Source organism: Streptomyces sp. FIT100, from assembly GCF_024584805.1.
Lineage (GTDB): Bacteria > Actinomycetota > Actinomycetes > Streptomycetales > Streptomycetaceae > Streptomyces.
This window is the reverse complement of record NZ_CP075715.1, coordinates 5,984,088-6,002,580: the sequence shown is the minus strand read 5'-3', so window position 1 is coordinate 6,002,580 and position 18,493 is coordinate 5,984,088. Positions and strand designations below refer to the sequence as shown.

The window sequence follows — 18,493 nt, the reverse complement described above, 5'->3', positions numbered from 1 at the left end:
ACGCTGTGGCAGGACCGTGACAGTCAGGACCGTGACCGCAGGGGACCCCGTCCCGGCTTTGTCGGTCAGAGGGCCCGCGTGGGCACCCAGTCCGGCAGTTCCTCGGTCCGTTCGAGCCATGCAGCAGGCGGAGCCCCGCCCTCCGCCGCCGCGACGACTCCCCCGGCGATCGCGCACGTCGTGTCCACGTCCCCGCCCACCTGGGCGGTCGTCCAGAAGACCCGCTCGAAGTCGTCGAGCGCCCTGGCGGCCGACCACAAGGCGAAGGGCACGGTGTCGTGCGCGCTGGTCCGCCGCCCGCTGCCGAGCACCGCGGCGACCGTCGCCGCGTCGCCGTAGTCGAGCATGTCCCGCGCCCGCCGCAGCCCCGCCCCCACCGCGCTGCGCGGCACGAGTGCGACGACGCCGTCGAGCAGCGCCCCGGGGGCCGGCGGCCCGTCCGGGGAGGCGACGAGCGCCGCGGCCGCCGCGACGGCCATGGTTCCCACCACGGCCTCACGGTGCTGGTGCGTCGTGTACGAGGAGATCTCGGCCTGGTGCACGGCCTGTTCCGGATCGTCCGCGTACCAGGCGCCGAGGGGGGCGATCCGCATCGCCGCACCGTTGCCCCACGAGCCCTGGCCGTTGAAGAGGCCCGAGGCGAGTTCGCGCCAGTCGCCGCCCTCGCGGATGAGCCGGAGCATCCGGTTCACCGCCGGCCCGTAGCCGCGGTCGAAGTCGTGGTGGTCGGCGAAGGAGCGGGCGAGCGCGTCCTGGTCGATCCTGCCGTGGGCGACGAGGACGGCCAGCACGGAACAGGCCATCTCGGTGTCGTCGGTCCACTGCCACGGTCCGGACGGTACGTCCCGCCGCTTCAGCAGTGGATAGTTCACAGGTACGAAGTACTGGGAGCCCAGGGCGTCTCCCACGGCCAGCCCGCGCAGGCTGGCCAGGGCGCGTTCGAGGCGCCGGTCGACAAAGCCGGGCGCACCCGGAGAGCCGGAGGAGCCGGCAGAGGAATCAGCGGTCATCGCACGGCCACTCTATCCGGTGACCCCATAGGACTCGGGGGTACACCAGCGCTCGAACGGCCTGTCCAATCGATATCGGCCATCGTCCCCGAGCAGCAGCGTTCTCGACTCACCGTTGTCGGGATTCGACAGCGACTCGAATTCGGCCACCGTCCAGTGGAACCAGCGCATGCAGAAGAGCCGCATCGTCAGCCCATGGGTGACGATGAGCACGTTCGGCGGATGGTCCGGCGCCTCGAAGCTCCGGTAGAGGCTCTCCAGGAACGCCCCCACCCTGTCGTACACATCGGCGCCCGACTCACCCTGTGGCAGCCGGTAGAAGAAGTGCCCGTAGGCGTCGCGGTAGGTCTTCTGGAGCCGTACGTCATCGCGGTCCTGCCAGTTCCCCCAGTCCTGCTCGCGCAGCCTCGGTTCCTCCCTCACCCGTACGAGCGCCGGGTCCAGGTGGAACGCGCGGTAGGTGTCGTGGGTGCGGCGGTAGGGCGAGACGTAGACACTGACCCGCTCCCGCCCGAACAGTCCGCGCAGCTGCTCCCCGGTCTCCTCGGCCTGCCGCCATCCGCGCTCGGTCAGCCGCAGTGCGTGGTCGGGCTCACGCTCGTACACCGAGTCGTCGGCGTTGCCCACCGACTCGCCGTGCCGGACAAGGACGATGCGCCGCGGTCGTGCCATACGACAAACACTAGATCGGGTGACGTGCGACCGAGCAACGCGGCCCCCTCTCTCACCCGGCGTGTCCTGCGCGGGACTGATTCCCGCGGCGAGGGCGCCCCCGCGGGCGCGTGGCCTCGCCGCGCCGCGGCCACCGGGCGCTGCCGTTCGGGTCACACCGTCCAGGAGGGTTCGAGCTCCACGACATCGCCCGTGAGCGCGGCGACGTCGGCCTCCGTCTGCGCGCGCAGCGACAGCCGCTCCACGCGCTCCACGCGGTATTTGCCGTGCTCAGCGGCGGACCGCCACATGGAAAGGATCATGAACTCATTGCCGGGCGCCTCTCCTAAGAGCCCTCGCACCATCCCCGGCGATCCCGCCATGGCCGGGTTCCAGACCTTCTCCTGCATCAGCGAGAAGTGCTCGACCCTGTGCTCGTGCACCCTGCAGTGCGCGACGCGCACGACATCGGCGTCAGTGAAGCGGGGCTCGAAGCCCGTCTTCACATCGAAGCGGTGGTCGAAGAGCTTGACCTGGTGGTTCTTGTACGTACCCGACTGCGCGGCCGCCAGGCGGTCGTGCGAGCGCGCCATGAACGAGTCGTAGAACGCCCGGGTCTCCCAGAACGCGAAGACATGCGCGACGTCATGCCGTCCGCGGCTCCACCCTCCGCCCTGTCCCCGGAATCCCGGCTCACCCAGCAGCCCCGCCCACCTCCGCTGCCCACGCTCGAAACCTCGACGGTCCACGACGGTGCAGCGAATCCACTTGACTAGCACCGCGCCATCGTACGGCCCGGGACGAGGCCATGGTCACTCTCCGGCAGAAGGCGGCACCCCCCGGTGACGCCCGCGGCGGGACTGCCGCAGTGATCAGGGCGTCATCCGGGCGCCATACGACCGAAAGTCGGCGGATCGCGGACTCCCCCGCGTGACAACATGGGCTTTCCGCAGGGGCGTTGAGGTCCGCGAGGGCCGTCCGCGAGGGCCATCCGCACGGGCCGTGCGCAGGGGCCGTCCGCGAGCAGGGAAGCGAGGGAAGCACGGTGAGCAGTCTCAGCAAGGGACTCCGGAAGGTCCAGGTCACGCTCAGGTGGGACCCCAGCCCGGTCGGTGCCCCCGCCACCGACCTCGATATCGTCGCTGCGGTGTACCTCGCCGACGCCCCGCACGGCAAACCCGCCTATCTGGTCCATTTCGGCAGCCGCTCCCCCGACGGGACGATCACCCTCAACCGGGACAGCCGCACCGGTCAGGGCTTCGGCGCGGACGAGGTCATGACGCTGGAGCTCGACCGGCTGTCGGAGGGTTACGCCCGCGTCGTCGTCGGCGTCGTCATCCAGCAGCGCGATGACGCCCTGACGTTCTCGGACATCAAGAACATGGGCGTCCGGATACTCGAAGGCCCCGTAGAGCTCGCGAACGACGACCTCGCGGCCGTGCCCGACGCCACCGCGGCGACAGTCGCGGAGTTCACCCGCGACGCCGCCGGTTCATGGCAACTGCGCACCGGCGTCCGCGGCTTCGCCGCCGACCCTGCGGAGTTCGCCGAGCTGATGGGCTCCGCGTCCTCCTGAGCCGCGGCATCTCCCGAACCGCGCCCGCAGCCATCGGCTGCCCTCGGCCCGTAACAGGCCCGGCCAGTAGCAGGCCCGGTCACGGGAACGACGAAGGGGACCGACCCAGGGTCGGTCCCCTTCGTGAGCTGCCGTTCAGCTCCTCGCGGGACCTACGTCGGACCTGGCATCCGACGCGGTGCCGCCGAGTGTCAGCTGCAGCCGCTCGTCGAGCCGCAGCCCTCGCAGATGTAGCAGGAGCCCGCGCGCTGCATCTTCGTCCCGCAGGAGAAACACAGCGGCGCGTCCGCGCTGATACCGAGCTGCATCTCGACCAGCTCGGCCGAGGTGTGCGCCTGCTTCGGGGCCGGGACCTCGGCCTTCGGGGCGGCGACCGCCTTCAGGGTCTCCTGCTGGCGCGGGGCGGACTGGGCCAGGCCCTCGACGTCGACCTCGGACTCGTCCATGGACTGCTCGTACGAGCCGGTCTCCAGGTGGCGCTGGCGCTCCTCGGCGGAGTGGATGCCGAGCGCCGAGCGGGTCTCGAACGGCAGGAAGTCCAGCGCCAGGCGGCGGAAGATGTAGTCGACGATCGACTGCGCCATCCGCACATCCGGGTCGTCGGTCATACCGGCCGGCTCGAAGCGCATGTTGGTGAACTTCGAGACGTACGTCTCCAGCGGCACGCCGTACTGGAGACCGACCGAGACGGCGATCGAGAAGGCGTCCATCATGCCCGCGAGGGTGGAGCCCTGCTTGGACATCTTCAGGAAGACCTCGCCGAGACCGTCGTCCGGGTAGGAGTTGGCGGTCATGTAGCCCTCGGCGCCGCCGACCGTGAAGGACGTGGTGATGCCGGGGCGGCCCTTCGGGAGGCGCTTGCGGACCGGTCGGTACTCGACGACCTTCTCGACCGCGGTACGGATGGTCTCCTCGGCCTTCTCGGTGATCTCGGCCTTCGCCGCAGCGTCGGTGTCCTTCTTCTTCGCGGAGAGGGGCTGTCCGACCTTGCAGTTGTCGCGGTAGATCGCGAGCGCCTTGACGCCCATCTTCCACGCCTCGAAGTAGATCTCCTCGACCTCCTCGACGGCCGCCGACTCCGGCATGTTGACCGTCTTGGACAGGGCGCCGGAGATCCACGGCTGGATCGCGGCCATCATGCGGACGTGGCCCATCGCGGAGATGGAGCGCTCGCCCATGGCGCAGTCGAAGACCTCGTAGTGCTCCGGCTTCAGGCCAGGGGCGTCGACCACGTTGCCGTGGTCGGCGATGTGGGCGACGATCGCCTCGATCTGCTCCGGCTGGTAGCCGAGGCGGCGCAGCGCCTGCGGCACGGTGCCGTTGACGATCTGCATCGAGCCGCCGCCGACCAGCTTCTTGAACTTGACCAGGGCGAGGTCGGGCTCAAGGCCGGTGGTGTCGCAGGACATCGCGAGACCGATGGTGCCGGTCGGGGCGATGACGGACGCCTGGGCGTTGCGGAAGCCGTTCTTCGCGCCGAGGCGGATCACGTCCTGCCAGGCCTCCGTCGCGGCGGCCCAGATCGGGGAGTCCAGGTCGTCCATGCGGACGGCCGTGGCGTTGGCGTCGGAGTGCTGCTTCATGACGCGCTGGTGCGGCTCGGCGTTGCGGGCGTAGCCGTCGTACGGGCCGACGACCGCGGCGAGTTCGGCGGAGCGCCGGTAGGACGTGCCCGTCATCAGCGAGGTGATCGCGCCCGCCAGGGCGCGGCCGCCGTCGGAGTCGTACGCGTGGCCGGTCGCCATCAGCAGGGCGCCGAGGTTGGCGTAGCCGATGCCGAGCTGGCGGAAGGCGCGGGTGTTCTCGCCGATCTTCTCGGTCGGGAAGTCGGCGAAGCAGATGGAGATGTCCATCGCCGTGATGACGAGCTCGACGACCTTCTGGAAGCGCTCGGCGTCGAAGGACTGGTTGCCCTCGCCGTCGTCCTTCAGGAACTTCATCAGGTTCAGCGAGGCGAGGTTGCAGGACGTGTTGTCCAGGTGCATGTACTCGCTGCACGGGTTCGAGCCGTTGATCCGGCCGGACTCGGGGCAGGTGTGCCAGTGGTTGATGGTGTCGTCGTACTGGATGCCGGGGTCGGCGCAGGCCCAGGCGGCCTCGGCCATCTTGCGGAAGAGGGCCTTGGCGTCGACCTCTTCGATGACGTCACCGGTCATGCGGGCGCGCAGGCCGAACTTGCCGCCGGACTCGACGGCCTTCATGAACTCGTCGTTCACGCGGACCGAGTTGTTGGCGTTCTGGTACTGGACGGACGTGATGTCGTCGCCGCCCAGGTCCATGTCGAAGCCCGCGTCGCGCAGCGCGCGGATCTTCTCCTCTTCCTTGACCTTGGTCTCGATGAAGTCCTCGATGTCGGGGTGGTCGACGTCGAGGATGACCATCTTGGCGGCGCGGCGCGTCGCACCACCCGACTTGATCGTTCCTGCGGAGGCGTCGGCGCCGCGCATGAAGGAGACCGGGCCGGAGGCGTTGCCGCCGGAGGACAGCAGCTCCTTGGAGGAGCGGATGCGGGAGAGGTTCAGGCCGGCGCCGGAGCCGCCCTTGAAGATCATGCCCTCTTCCTTGTACCAGTCGAGGATCGACTCCATGGAGTCGTCGACGGACAGGATGAAGCAGGCGGAGACCTGCTGCGGCTGGGGCGTGCCGACGTTGAACCACACCGGCGAGTTGAAGCTGAAGATCTGGTGCAGGAGGGCGTACGCCAGCTCGTGCTCGAAGATCTCCGCGTCGGCGGGCGAGGCGAAGTAGTTGTAGTCCTCTCCCGCCTTGCGGTACGTCTTCACGATGCGGTCGATGAGCTGCTTGAGGCCCGTCTCGCGCTGCGGGGTACCGACGGCACCCCGGAAGTACTTGCTGGTGACGATGTTGACCGCGTTCACCGACCAGAAGTCGGGGAACTCGACGCCGCGCTGCTCGAAGTTGACCGAGCCGTCGCGCCAGTTGGTCATGACGACGTCACGGCGCTCCCAGACGACCTCGTCGTACGGGTGTACGCCGGGCGTGGTGTGGACGCGCTCGATACGCAGGCCCTGCCGGACCGCCGCGGCCTTGGACCCCTTGGCGCGGGACCCCCGTGCCGGGCCGCTCGTCGTCTCTGTCATGCCGCCTCCCATATACGGGCAAAAACGCCCTGAAGTGCCCAGTTCTTCCCGTGGCACAGTCTCTGTCTGATGCCCCGGGCGCCGCGCCGCGCGCCGCGCCCGTGACAGGTCTCCTGCCGCTCTGCACTCGACCGGTCGGCCCGCTCGCCGGGCCGGTCGGTCAGTCGGCGGCTCTGGCGGGCACGGGGACCTCGTGGGTCACACCGGGCCCGCCTTCCTCTGCGGTCGGCCGCCGCTCGCGGAGCTCCGCGATGGCGGCCTCGAAGTCTTCGAGCGAGTCGAACGCTCGGTACACGGACGCGAAGCGCAGGTACGCGACGAGGTCGAGCTCCTGCAACGGGCCGAGTATGGCCAGCCCCACGTCGTGGGTGGTCAGCTCGGCGCTGCCGGTGGCGCGCACCGCTTCCTCGACCCGCTGGCCGAGCTGAGCGAGAGCGTCCTCGGTGACCGGTCGCCCCTGGCATGCCTTGCGCACGCCGGAGATGACCTTGGTACGGCTGAAGGGTTCGGTCACCCCGCTGCGTTTGATCACCATCAGCGAGGCGGTCTCCACCGTCGTGAAGCGACGGGAGCAGTCGGGGCACTGGCGGCGACGCCTGATCGACGTACCGTCATCGGTGGTCCGACTGTCGACGACACGGCTGTCGGGGTGCCTGCAGAAGGGGCAGTGCATGGCTCCCAACCCTCCTTCACAGCACGACTGAATAGCCCCGAGAAGGGCGATCCGGCCCCCCTCGCGGCAGCCACAAGCATAGGCGATGGCCACGGTCTTGATGGACCGGGACCACAACTTGTGGGTGGCTTCGACAATCCAACCACTAGATCTGGGGTTTGGTTGCCAAGACCCTCCCCAGCGCGTGTCGCGTGGCGCGGCCAGGCGCGGCCGTTCCGGGTCGGCCACGAGGGTACGGGAGACGCGCCGCAGACGGGATTCCGGGGGTCCTGGGTGACACACTGGAGGGGCACGCCCACGGACAGCGCGGTACGCGTCCACCGGCGGCACGCGGCCCCGACTCGGTGGCGACCATTTCGGCGACGAGGTGGGGCCCGCGCGGCGGCGCGCAGGTACCGTAGCCGTCGAGACCTCTCCCCCGAGCCCGCCCCCACCCTCAGCGACCCGCCTATACACCCGTCACACGCAGAAGTCAGGCGATCTGCGATTTTTCACTCGAACGTGTGTTTGGCGCAACCTTTCGAAACCCACTACCGTTGTCCAGCTAGGGAGACCATTTCGAGAGGGGCCGACGTGACCACCACCGCAGACAGTGCCGCCACCATCACTGCCCAGGACCGCTCCCAGACCCGATTCGAGCCGGTGCATGCCATGAATGACGCAGTCACGAACCCGGAGGGGCCGAAGCCCACGCGCTCGCTGCCCGGCCGACCTCCAGGGATCCGCGCGGACAGCTCGGGGCTCACGGACCGGCAGCGGAGGGTCATCGAGGTCATTCGCGACTCCGTCCAGCGTCGGGGTTACCCGCCGTCGATGCGCGAGATCGGCCAGGCGGTGGGCCTGTCGAGCACGTCGTCGGTCGCCCACCAGCTGATGGCCCTGGAGCGCAAGGGCTTCCTGCGCCGCGACCCGCACCGGCCGCGCGCCTACGAGGTGCGCGGCTCCGACCAGCCGACCACGCAGCCGACCGACACGAGCGGCAAGCCCGCCGCCTCGTATGTGCCGCTGGTCGGCCGGATCGCGGCCGGTGGCCCGATCCTCGCCGAGGAGTCGGTCGAGGACGTCTTCCCTCTCCCTCGGCAGCTGGTCGGCGACGGTGAGCTCTTCGTGCTGAAGGTCGTCGGTGACTCGATGATCGAGGCCGCCATCTGTGACGGCGACTGGGTGACGGTCCGCCGTCAGCCGGTCGCCGAGAACGGTGACATCGTCGCGGCCATGCTCGACGGCGAGGCCACGGTCAAGCGCTTCAAGCGGGAGGACGGCCACGTCTGGCTGCTTCCGCACAACGCGGCCTACCAGCCGATCCCCGGCGATGAGGCGACGATCCTCGGCAAGGTGGTGGCGGTGCTTCGGCGGGTGTGACCTCGCGGCCTCACCTCGTCGCCTCACCTCGTCGGCTCTGACCGGGCCCCGGGACCCACTGCGCCGGTCCCGGGGCCCTGCTGTGCCTACGGCCTGGCCCGCCATGCCCACATCCCGCATGCCCACATCTCGCAGACGGACGCAGGCCAGGAACGCTCCAGCCCCTTATGCCTCGTCCTTCTTCGCCGCGGCATCGATCGCGGCCAGTGAGCGGCGCACCTGATTACGGTCCGTCGTGTACCAGAAGTCGGGCAGTGACGCCCGCAGATAGTTGCCGTAGCGGGCGGTGGCCAGTCGCTGATCCAGCACGGCGACCACGCCCCGGTCGCCCGTCGCCCTGACGAGACGCCCCGCCCCCTGGGCCATCAGCAGCGCCGCGTGCGTCGCGGCGACGGCCATGAAGCCGTTCCCCCCGGCATCCTCGACCGCCTTCTGGCGAGCGCTCATCAGCGGATCGTCGGGGCGCGGGAAGGGGATCTTGTCCATGACGACCAGCTGGCAGCTCGCACCCGGGACATCGACGCCCTGCCAGAGCGAGAGCGTGCCGAACAGACAGGTCTTCGGATCGGCCGCGAAGTTCTTGATCAGCTCGCCGAGCGTCTCCTCGCCCTGGAGCAGGATGGGGAACTCCGGAATGCGCGAGCGCAGTTCCTCGGCGGCCAGCTGAGCGGCCCGCATCGAGGAGAACAGGCCGAGTGTGCGTCCACCGGCGGCCTGGATCAGCTCGGTGAGCTCATCCAGCATGTCGCCGCGGTCGCCGTCGCGCGCCGGGCGGGCCAGATGCTTCGCGACGTACAGGATCCCCTGCTTCGGATAGTCGAAGGGCGAACCCACATCGAGGCCCGTCCACACGGGCAGGTCCTCGCCCTCGGTGCCCTCCGGGGCGAGTCCGAGCGAGGCACCGACCCCGTTGAAGTCGCCGCCGAGCTTGAGCGTCGCCGACGTCAGGACCACCGACCGGTCGGCGAAGAGCTTCTCGCGGAGCAGCCCGGAGACGGAGAGCGGCGCGACCCGCAGCGAGGCGCCGAAGCGGTCGTGGCGCTCGTACCAGACGACGTCGTACTCCGAGCCGTTGGTGATCCGCTCGGACACGTCGTGGATGCTCTCGATCGAGGCGAGCGCCTGCTTGCGCACCGCGTCCTCGTCCTGGACCGACTTGTCGCGGGTGGCCCCGAGCGCGGAGATGACCGTACGGGCCGCGTCGCGCAACGCCAGCAGTGCGTACCCGAGGTCCTCCGGGATCTCCTCCAGGCGGCCGGGGAGTGCGAGCTCCATCAGCCGCTCGAAGCCCTCGGCGGCAGTCTGGAGCTGGTCGGCGGCCTTCTCGTTGACCAGCTTGGCGCCGCGGCGCACCGCACGGTTGACCTGGTGGGGCGTGAGCTCACCCGTGGCGACTCCGGTGACCCGGGAGACCAGCTCATGCGCCTCGTCGACGATCAGCACCTCGTGCTGCGGCAGCACCGGAGCGCCCTCGATCGCGTCGATGGCGAGCAGCGCGTGGTTGGTGACCACCACGTCGGACAGCTTGGCGCGCTCCCTGGCCATCTCCGCGAAGCATTCCGCCCCGTAGGCGCACTTGCTCGCGCCCAGACACTCACGGGAGGACACGGAAACCTGCGACCACGCCCGGTCGGAGACGCCGGGGGTGAGGTCGTCGCGGTCGCCGGTCTCCGTCTCGTCCGCCCAGTCCCGCATGCGCAGCAGGTCCTGGCCGAGCTTGCTCGTGGGCGTCGCCGACTCGAAGGGGTCGAAGAGCCCTTCCTCCTCTTCCTGCGGAACGCCCTCGTGGAGCCGGTGGAGGCAGAGGTAGTTCGACCGGCCCTTGAGCATGGCGAACTGCGGGCGGCGGCGCAGCTGCGGATGCAGTGCCTCCACCGTTCTCGGAAGGTCCCGCTCCACGAGCTGGCGCTGCAGTGCGAGCGTCGCCGTGGCCACGACGACGCGCTCCCCGTGGGCCAGGGCGGGCACCAGATATCCGAGGGACTTTCCGGTGCCGGTGCCGGCCTGGACGAGCAGATGGGAGCTGTCGTCGATGGCTGCTGCCACCGACTCGGCCATGGCGACCTGGCCAGGCCTTTCCACCCCGCCGACGGCTGTGACGGCGGCGTGGAGGAGCTCGGGGAGGGATGGCTTCGTCATAGGCCGTCCACCCTAATCCGTCGCACTGACAGCCCCGGACGGGTCGAGATCTTGTTACGCGCTGTTCGATCCGGTCACAAGGAGGTCGAGGGTGTCCCGGTCGAAGGCAGATGGGAAGCAGGTGGGAGGCAGGTGGAAGGCGGGCCGAGGGCAGGCGTCAGACCGAGCCGAGCGGATTGGGGACCGTGCCGTGGACGGCGGCGTGCGGACGTTCGGAGCGGTCCCGGTAGCCGTCGAGATGCAGCCGGTTGCGGTTGAGGCAGAGCCGCTCGATCCGCGGGGTGAGCAGGTCGAACATCTCGTAGCGGTCCTTGAGGTCGGGGAACCTGGCCTGGTGGCGCAGGATCTCCGCCCGTACGAGGGACCAGAAGTCGCCTTCGGGTACACCCAGTTGCTGCTCGCACAGCGGGGCCAGGAAGCGGAAGACGCCGACGAAGAGCCCGGAGTGGATGAACTGGGTGAGGAAGGCGGGCTCCTCGGTGAGCAGGACCGCCCGTACGTCGTCGGGCATGGAGTCGTGGTCCGGGAGCGGCCGGGCGCTGACGTTCACATCGTCGACGAAGTCCTTGATCGCGAGCCGTACGGGCACGTCGTGGGCGTCGAAGACGACGATGGCGTTCTCTCCGTGGGGGGAGAACACGGTGCCGTGGCGGTAGAGGAAACGCAGCAGCGGCGGCAGCAGTGCGGCGAAGAGGTGCCGCAGCCACGCGGTGGGGGCGAGTCCCGAGCGCTCGACCAGCTCGGCCGTGAAGGCGCGCCCGTCCGGGTCGGTGTGCAGGAGCGAGGCGAGCGTACGTGCCCGCTCTCCCGGGGGCAGCCGCAGGGGTTCGCGCCAGATCGCGCCGAGGAGCTCCCTGTACTGGTACGGGACCTCGGGGAGTCGGTCGTAGTGCGGGTGCTGGACCGTGACGGAGGCGACCTCGCCGAGCAGGATCACACCGCACTCGTCGCGCAGGAAGGGGTCCGCGTCGCGCAGGCCCTGCACCCATGCGGTGACGGCCGGGGCCGCGAGGGTGCGTTCCGTGGGCAGCCCGCGCCAGACGAGGGTGTTGAGCACGGACAGCGGGAGCTTGACGGTGTGCCGGTCGGGCCGGCTGGTGTTGAGGAAGGTGCGGACCGACTGCTGAGGGGTCCGGAGGTCGCCGTCCTGGCCCAGCGGGACGATGTCGCCGCGGGCGATCGACTCGGCGTAGAGAGGAAGCAGCACCTGGTCCCACTGCCAGGGGTGCACGGGGAGGAGGAGGTAGCCGGCCGGGTCGAGGCCGCGGGAGCGCAGTCGGGCCGCGAAGGCGTCACGGGTGCCGGGGTCGAGTTCCCGCGCGTAGAGCCGGTGGGGGGTGTCGAGTCCGGGGACTCCGCGGTAGCTGGCGAGCGTGCTGTTGACGGCGATCCACGGGAAACGGGCCGGAGTGCGGGCCTCCGGCGCCCAGCGGGCGGTGTCGCGGGCGGAGAGACCGATGCGGCCTTTGTTGGGGACGAGCCAGGGGTGGCCCGTCTGGTGCCCTTCGAGCGCGGCGTAGTCGAGGTCGGCGAGCCTGGCGGCGGGGAGGGCGGTGTGGTCGAGCCTGCAGTCGGCGGCGAGTGTGGTGTTGAGCTCGCGGATGAGGTGGCCGAGGGTCGCTCCGTCGAGGGCGAGGAGGCGGCGGGCCCCGACGAGGAAGTCCAGCGGGTCGGCGAAGGGCTCGCCCTCCCTCTCGATCGAGTCCGGTACGACCTGCCAGCTGCCGTACGCGCCTCGCCGGGCCCGGAAGGTCAGGGTCTCGCCGTCGTCGAGGCGGAGGGTGTAGCGGTCGCCGGGGCCCTGCGGGACCGGCTCGACCAGTTCCTCGTACGCGAACTCGCCGATCGTCTTGGCGAGGAGGCGGGCGGCCGCTCGGCGCCAGGTCTCCGGATTCAGCTCGGCCGGGGTGAGCAGCTGGGCGGGTTGGGCCGCCGGGGTCTCGGGCTGGGCGGGCGGCTCGTCGGAGTCTGGGCTGGAAGGGGGCTTCGGCACGGGGACTCCTCGAATGGAACCGATGCGGGGCGAGCGGTGTAGGTGAGTCAGCGGGTCGTTCAGAGCAGATTGCTCAGCGCACGGTCGCGGACCATGAGCGCGGCTCGCTTGTCGGGGAGATCGACTTCCGCGGAGAAGCGGAAGCCGGCGCTCAGAAAGGCGGACACGGAGGGGGTGTTGCGCAGGTCGGGTTCGGCGACGACGCGTGAGCAGCGGGGGCGCTGGTCGAGGACGAGGTCGGCGACGGCCCTGAGCAGTGCGGTGCCGACGCCGTGGCCGCGGTCGGCGACACCGCCGATGAGGAGGTGGATGCCGGTGTCGTGGGGACGGGCCGGGTAGTGACGGGCGAGAGGGTCGAGGTCGGCGCGGTAGATCTCGAAGTAGCTCATGGGCACGCCGTCGAGTACGCCGAGGCAGGGTGCGCTGCGGCCGTCCCCGTCGAGCTGGGAGCGGAGATGGGTCTCGGCGACCGACTCGGGTCCGGCCAGCTGCCAGAAGGCTGCGACGGCGGGGTCGTTCATCCAGCGGCTGATCAGTTGGAGGTCCCGCTCGATGCGGACGGGGACGAGCTGGAAGGCGCCGAGGGGGGTGGTGACCGCACCCCAGTCGGCCGGGGCGTCGAGGAGGCCCTCACGGTCGACTGCCTCACCGGCGACCGCGGCGAGCAGCCCGGCGCCCGCACCGGCGGCGGGGAGGCCGGCCTGGTCGGCGTCCTCTCCGAACAGTGCGATGAACTCGTCCGGCAGCCGCAGGTCCAGTGTGTCTTCGGCGTCCCCGTCGGAAGGGGTGCCGGGAGACGCTCCCGCGTCGGTGCCCGAGTCAGTGCTCGATTCGGTGCCGGATTCGGTGGGAGGCATGGGATGGCGCGCTCCTCTCAGCGGTTCGGAAGGACCGAAGCCGGTCAGGAGTGGAGGGGATTGGCGATGGTGACGTAGACGGACTGGGTGTCCACGGGGCCGACGAGTTCGTCGAGGCCGTGGAGCCGGGTGAGCAGATTGGCCTTGCAGCGCAGGGTCGGGGCGTCCAGGAGCAGGGCCGGCAAGGGGGAGCCGAGCGGCGTGGCGGAGGTGAGGAACTGGCGGAAGGCCGCGATGAGTACGCGCTCGTCGGCGAGGCGCTGGGAGCCGAAGGCGCCGATCAGGCCAAGGACGTTGTTGATGCCGAGGTAGTAGGCGAAGCGCTCGTCGGTGACGGTGTCGGGGACGAAGGTGTCGCTGGCGGAGCCGATGCCGGGGAGCCGGAGTTCGAGGGCGGCGCGGTGGGACTCGCGGTAGTAGTAGCCCTGGTTGTCGCGGTAGCGGCCGCCGACCGGCCAGCCGTCGGGGTCGAGGATCACCAGCGTGTTCTGCTGGTGGGCTTCGAGGGCGACTCCGGCCGTGCCGTCCAGCCAGAGCACCGGGCGCACGACCTGGTCGAGGTAGCGCAGGAACCACTCGGCGGCGACGGCCCCGCCGGGCCGGCCGGTGCGGACGGCCAGCCGGTTCACGATGTCGGCGAGGCGCGAGTGCATCCGGGACCGGCCGGGCCAGGGCCTGGGGGCGGTGAGCCCGGCGATGCACACGGCGTCGTCGCCCGGGGCGAACGGGTTGTGGCGCACCATGACGTCCAGTCCCGGTACGGGCGTCCCGTCGGGGGTGTCGACAGCGAGCCAGGCGGGGTCGCGGACGATGTCGAAGCGGGGGTGGGCGGCGCGCCACTGGTCGGCCAGTCCGCTGCGCAGCAGACGGTGGACCTCCACGCCCCGGTGGAGTTCCTTGCGGAGGTTCTCCCGACGGGAGTTGGTGATGCGTACGCCGAGCGAGAGCTTGAGCATGGCGGGGGTGCCGGGCCGGTGGACGGTGCGGACCGACGAGGTGGGGTGCCAGGGGGCGCCGCCGGGACCGAGGTCGTGGAGAAGGCCGGCGTCGAGGAGGGCGGCGACCGCGGGCCGGTGGGAGAGTTCCCTGGCCTGCCATGGGTGGAGCGGCAACGGCACGGTGCCGGGGGGCAGTTGGAGCCCGTCACTGAGACGGAGCGCGAGCAGCTCGGCGGGGACGGGACGCCCTTCCTCCGTCCAGGCCGAGTCGGTGGCAAGGACCCTGCGGTCGGCGGCCAGCCAGTGGAGCGGGAAGGAGCCGTACAACTCGGGTGAGTAGAGACGGGCCTCGGCCTCGGAGAGTCCTTCGCGGCTCTTGGGTGTGGGGTGGAGCGGGTGCCCGAGGAGCAGCGACTGTTCGGCGGTGAGGAACAGGTCGGCGTGGGCGGGCGGGGCGGGGTGCCGTCGGCGGTCGGTGATGAAGTCGGCCGTCCGCCGAACGGAGTCGGCAACCCTGCCGACGAGATCGGCTCCCTCGGAATGGCGCGCACGGCGGGGCTCGTCCAGGCCGGGCTCCTCCTGGCCGGCCTCGTCCCGGGCGTACTCGTCGGGGACGTTCGCGATCCCGGCGGCGGCCGAACCGTAGGTGGCCGGACCCTCGGCGGCCGGACCGTAGGAGGCCGGACCCTCGGCGTTCTGCTCGCGGGTGAGGAGCGCGGCGACGGTGACGGCGTCGGCGGCCGGGGCGCCGTGGGGCGCGCCCTCGAGGGCGGGCGGGCCGAAGCGGTGCCAGCCGGCGGTCGACCAGTAGCGGACGGGGACGAGCAGGGCTGTGCCGCTGGCGTCCAGGGGAATGCGCAGCGTCTGGCCTGCCGGCCGGGCGAGATCGTTCTCCCGGACCCAGCAGCGCAGCAGGTTCTCGGTCGCGGCCGCGTCCGCCACGCTGTGCGGATCGGGATGGTCCAGCGGATCCGGTGCCTCGGCGCCGGGCCGGACGCCCACGGCGGCGGGTGGCATCGCGGCGCCTGGCGTGGGGACGGGAGAGGACCGCTTGTCGGGGCACCCCGACAGCTGCCGCGGCACCGTCGCCTGCTCGACCGTGAGGGGGCCGCACGTCCCGTTGTGCCCTGCGGGGCGGGCGGCGGGACGGCCGTCGGGCTCGGGAGCGTCAGCTGTGGGGGTGGGGTTCACGGGGGACTTCCTTGTGATGTCGTCCGGGATCAGTGCGCCGGGCTGGTGTGGGTCCGGCGGTAGGGGGAACGTGCGGCGGCGGCCAGGGCGTCGGCGAAGCGGTCGAGGACCGCGGCGGCCTGTTCGTCGGTGAGAGTGAGGGGAGGCAGCAGCCGGACGACACCCGAGTGGCGTCCGCCGAGTTCGACGATGAGGCCGCGGCGGAGGCATTCCTGCTGCACGGCGGCGGCGAGGCCGGGGGCGGGCGGTGGCACGTCCGCCCTGGGGTCGTCGGTCTCCGGGTCGACGAGTTCGACGCCGATCATGAGGCCGCGACCGCGTACGTCGCCGATGCAGTGGTGGCTCGCCGCGAGTCCCTGGAGGCGGCCGAGCATCCGGGCGCCGAGGGTGGCGGCACGTTCGGCCAGGCGGTTCTCGCGGACGAACGCGAGGGTGGCGGCGCCCGCGGCCATGGCGAGCTGGTTCCCGCGGAAGGTACCGGCGTGGGCGCCGGGCTGCCAGGCGTCGAGCTCGGAGCGGTAGACGACGACGGCCAGGGGAAGGGAGCCGCCGATGGCCTTGGACAGGACCATCACATCGGGAACGATCCCGCTGTGCTCGACCGCCCAGAAGGTGCCGGTGCGGCCGACCCCGGTCTGCACCTCGTCGGCGATCAGCGGGATCGAGCGGTCCTCGGTGAGGGCACGCATCCGGCGCATCCAGGCGTCGGGGGCCGGGATCACTCCCCCCTCCCCCTGCACGGGCTCCACGATCATCCCGGCCGGGGCGGGGACTCCGCTCTTGGGGTCGTCGAGGAGGCTCTCGGTCCAGCGGGCGGCGAGTTCGGCTCCGCGGTCGCCGCCGATCCCGAAGGGGCAGCGGTAGTCCTGCGGGTACGGCAGCCGGGTTACGCGCACATCGGTGGCCCCGCCCGAGGCGGCGAGCGCGCCGGCGGTCATGCCGTGGTACGCGCCGGTGAAGGCGAGCAGCCCGGTGCGGCCCGTGGCGGTGCGCACGAGTTTGAGCGCCGCCTCGACCGCGTCCGTGCCCGCGGGTCCGCAGAACTGGATCCGGGCGTCGTCGGCGAGCGACCGCGGCAGGGTGGCGAACAGCTCGGTGGTGAAGGCGTCCTTGACCGGGGTGGCCAGGTCGAGGACGTGCAGCGGGGCCCCCGAGGCGATGACCTTCTTGATGGCCTCCAGCACGACGGGATGGTTGTGCCCGAGGGCCAGGGTTCCCGCACCCGAGAGACAGTCGAGGTAGCGGCGCCCGTCGGCCCCCTCGATGGTCAGCCCGCGCGCGCGGACCGGGACGATCGGGAGCGACCGCGCATAGGTCCTCGCCGCCGATTCACGGAGCGACTGCCGCCGCAGGATCCCTTCGTGCGCGGCGGGCTGCGCCAGGGGGGCAGGTTCGGTCACGGCCACGGATCTCGGTCCTCCCGCTCACGGATGTCACAGGTGTCACAGGCGTGTTGCACCTCGGTGGGGCGCTCGTCTCCCCAGCCCTCGGGGGTGAACGCCGCCCCTCCGTCCCCCGTACGAACCAACGACGCCGGAAGCGGAGGATCACGGTCATTCCGGAAGATCTTGCGGCGGGAACCGGAGCCCTGCCGCGCACCGTCCCCATCGGCACCGGCATAGTGGAGGGCCGCATTCGGGCACCGGCACCGGCACCGTCCGCGGGCCGGGTGACGGACCCGGTCGGTTCGAAGTGCCCGGCGGCAGTTCGTCCGAGCAGCAACGGAACTCATGAAGTCCCAGGGGGATCACGACATGCGACTCAACCGCCCGACCTTCGCCGCACGCCGTGGGAGGAGCGCCGGTCGCAGAACTCCGGTGCTCGCGGCGGCCGCTGTCGCCGCGGCGCTCGCGCTGACCGCGACGGCCTGCGGCCCGAGCGAGGACGACGCGGGCGGCCTGCCCACCCCGAGCGTCCCGTCCGCGGACGGCAAGATCACGATTCCGGACGATCTCAAGGACCGGCTCAAGGAGCACGGGATCGATCTGGACAAGTGGCGGAACGGCGAGTGGAAGAACTGGGACCGGGACAAGTGGCTGCGTGAGGCGCAGGACTACGTCAACCCGATCATCGAGGACCTCTGGGACCCGGACCGGATGCGGGAGGCCGAGCAGCCCGACAAGCCCGTCGCGGAGGAGGACATCTCCGGTGACGAGGGTGTCACCGACCCGACGCCGCGGCCGGTCGAGGCCCGGGCGGTCGCCGCGCCGTACCACGACAGCGTCCCCGAGGCCGGGAAGGTGTTCTTCGACGGCCCGAAGGGTTCGATGGTCTGCTCCGCCACCGTCGTCCAGGACCCGGCGAACCCCGGCAGGTCCAACATGGTGTGGACCGCGGGCCATTGTGTGCACGCGGGCAAGGAGGGCGGCTGGTACCGCAACATCGCGTTCGTGCCCTCGTACAACAACGGTGCCGAGCCGCCCAGCCGGAGCGCGACGAAGGACGAGATCGCTCCCTACGGTGTCTGGTGGGGCGACTGGGCGCAGACGTCCGAGCAGTGGATCTCCCAGGGCGCCGCGACCGGCGGCCAGGGGGCGCCGTACGACTTCGCGGTGATCCATGTGACCCCGGAGAAGGGCGGCAACGGCAAGTCCCTGGAGGAGACGGTCGGTTCGGCCCTCCCGGTGGACTTCGACGCCCCGGCCGTGCCGGAGATCGAGAGCATGAAGGCCACCGGATACCCCGCCGCACCGCCGTTCGACGGTGAGCGGATGTTCCAGTGCGAGGACCAGCCGGGCCGGCTGTCACTCAAGGCGAACGACCCGACGATGTACCGCATCGGCTGCACCATGACCGGCGGCTCCTCCGGCGGCGGTTGGGTCGCGGCGGGCCGGGACGGCAAGCCGGCGCTGGTGTCGAACACCTCCATCGGCCCGGTGACGGCGGGCTGGCTGGCCGGCCCGCGGCTCGGTGCGGAGGCGAAGGGCATCTACGAGGCGGTCAGCAAGAAGTTCGCGGGCCGGTAGCCGCCGCGGCCGACGGCCGGGTGCTCGGCGCCCGAC

At 71.0% G+C, this 18,493-nt stretch carries 13 protein-coding genes; 3 read left to right on the top strand and 10 right to left on the bottom strand.

Annotated elements, in window-relative coordinates:
* Positions 1-65 precede the first annotated feature (65 nt).
* From KK483_RS27075 to KK483_RS27065, 3 genes are all read right to left on the bottom strand, one after another.
* Complete coding sequence (locus KK483_RS27075; protein ID WP_262007823.1) at positions 66-1,010, bottom strand: ADP-ribosylglycohydrolase family protein; 945 nt, start codon at positions 1,008-1,010, stop codon at positions 66-68.
* Positions 1,011-1,022: 12 nt separating this feature from the next.
* Complete coding sequence (locus KK483_RS27070) at positions 1,023-1,682, bottom strand: histidine phosphatase family protein (protein WP_262007822.1); 660 nt, start codon at positions 1,680-1,682, stop codon at positions 1,023-1,025.
* A 152-nt stretch (positions 1,683-1,834) separates the two neighbouring features.
* Positions 1,835-2,440, bottom strand: coding sequence for a YdbC family protein (locus tag KK483_RS27065; RefSeq protein WP_262007821.1), 606 nt, complete (start codon positions 2,438-2,440; stop codon positions 1,835-1,837).
* 266 nt (positions 2,441-2,706) lie between these two features.
* On the opposite strand from KK483_RS27065, the gene KK483_RS27060 reads away from it, so the two are divergent.
* The gene (locus KK483_RS27060; RefSeq protein WP_262007820.1) at positions 2,707-3,237 is read left to right on the top strand and encodes a TerD family protein; all 531 of its coding nucleotides are present in this window, start codon (positions 2,707-2,709) and stop codon (positions 3,235-3,237) included.
* 191 nt (positions 3,238-3,428) lie between these two features.
* Here the strand turns inward: KK483_RS27060 and KK483_RS27055 are convergent, their stop codons facing one another.
* A complete protein-coding gene (locus tag KK483_RS27055; RefSeq protein WP_262007819.1) occupies positions 3,429-6,338 on the bottom strand; it encodes a vitamin B12-dependent ribonucleotide reductase in 2,910 nt (969 codons plus the stop codon).
* A gap of 160 nt (positions 6,339-6,498) precedes the next feature.
* Complete coding sequence (gene nrdR, locus KK483_RS27050; RefSeq protein ID WP_262007818.1) at positions 6,499-7,011, bottom strand: transcriptional regulator NrdR; 513 nt, start codon at positions 7,009-7,011, stop codon at positions 6,499-6,501.
* A gap of 573 nt (positions 7,012-7,584) precedes the next feature.
* On the opposite strand from nrdR, the gene lexA reads away from it, so the two are divergent.
* Positions 7,585-8,373, top strand: coding sequence for a transcriptional repressor LexA (lexA, locus tag KK483_RS27045; RefSeq protein WP_262007817.1), 789 nt, complete (start codon positions 7,585-7,587; stop codon positions 8,371-8,373).
* Positions 8,374-8,538: 165 nt separating this feature from the next.
* On the opposite strand, the gene KK483_RS27040 is transcribed toward lexA, so the two are convergent.
* The 5 genes from KK483_RS27040 to KK483_RS27020 all read right to left on the bottom strand — a co-directional run bounded on the left by KK483_RS27040 (position 8,539) and on the right by KK483_RS27020 (position 16,897).
* Positions 8,539-10,512, bottom strand: a complete 1,974-nt coding sequence (locus KK483_RS27040; protein WP_262007816.1) for an ATP-dependent DNA helicase — start codon at positions 10,510-10,512, stop codon at positions 8,539-8,541.
* A gap of 157 nt (positions 10,513-10,669) precedes the next feature.
* Positions 10,670-12,505: an IucA/IucC family siderophore biosynthesis protein gene (locus KK483_RS27035; RefSeq protein ID WP_262007815.1), complete on the bottom strand. Its 1,836-nt coding sequence runs from the start codon at positions 12,503-12,505 to the stop codon at positions 10,670-10,672.
* A 59-nt stretch (positions 12,506-12,564) separates the two neighbouring features.
* Positions 12,565-13,362, bottom strand: a complete 798-nt coding sequence (locus tag KK483_RS27030) for a GNAT family N-acetyltransferase (RefSeq protein ID WP_262007814.1) — start codon at positions 13,360-13,362, stop codon at positions 12,565-12,567.
* A gap of 44 nt (positions 13,363-13,406) precedes the next feature.
* Positions 13,407-15,491, bottom strand: a complete 2,085-nt coding sequence (locus tag KK483_RS27025) for an IucA/IucC family protein (protein ID WP_262007813.1) — start codon at positions 15,489-15,491, stop codon at positions 13,407-13,409.
* Between the two features lie 29 nt (positions 15,492-15,520).
* Entirely contained in the window at positions 15,521-16,897 is a 1,377-nt protein-coding gene (locus KK483_RS27020; protein WP_262007812.1) for a diaminobutyrate--2-oxoglutarate transaminase family protein, read from the bottom strand.
* A gap of 348 nt (positions 16,898-17,245) precedes the next feature.
* Here KK483_RS27020 and KK483_RS27015 point away from each other — a divergent pair, with 348 nt between their 5' ends.
* Positions 17,246-18,457: a serine protease gene (locus KK483_RS27015; RefSeq protein WP_262007811.1), complete on the top strand. Its 1,212-nt coding sequence runs from the start codon at positions 17,246-17,248 to the stop codon at positions 18,455-18,457.
* Positions 18,458-18,493: the final 36 nt, after the last annotated feature.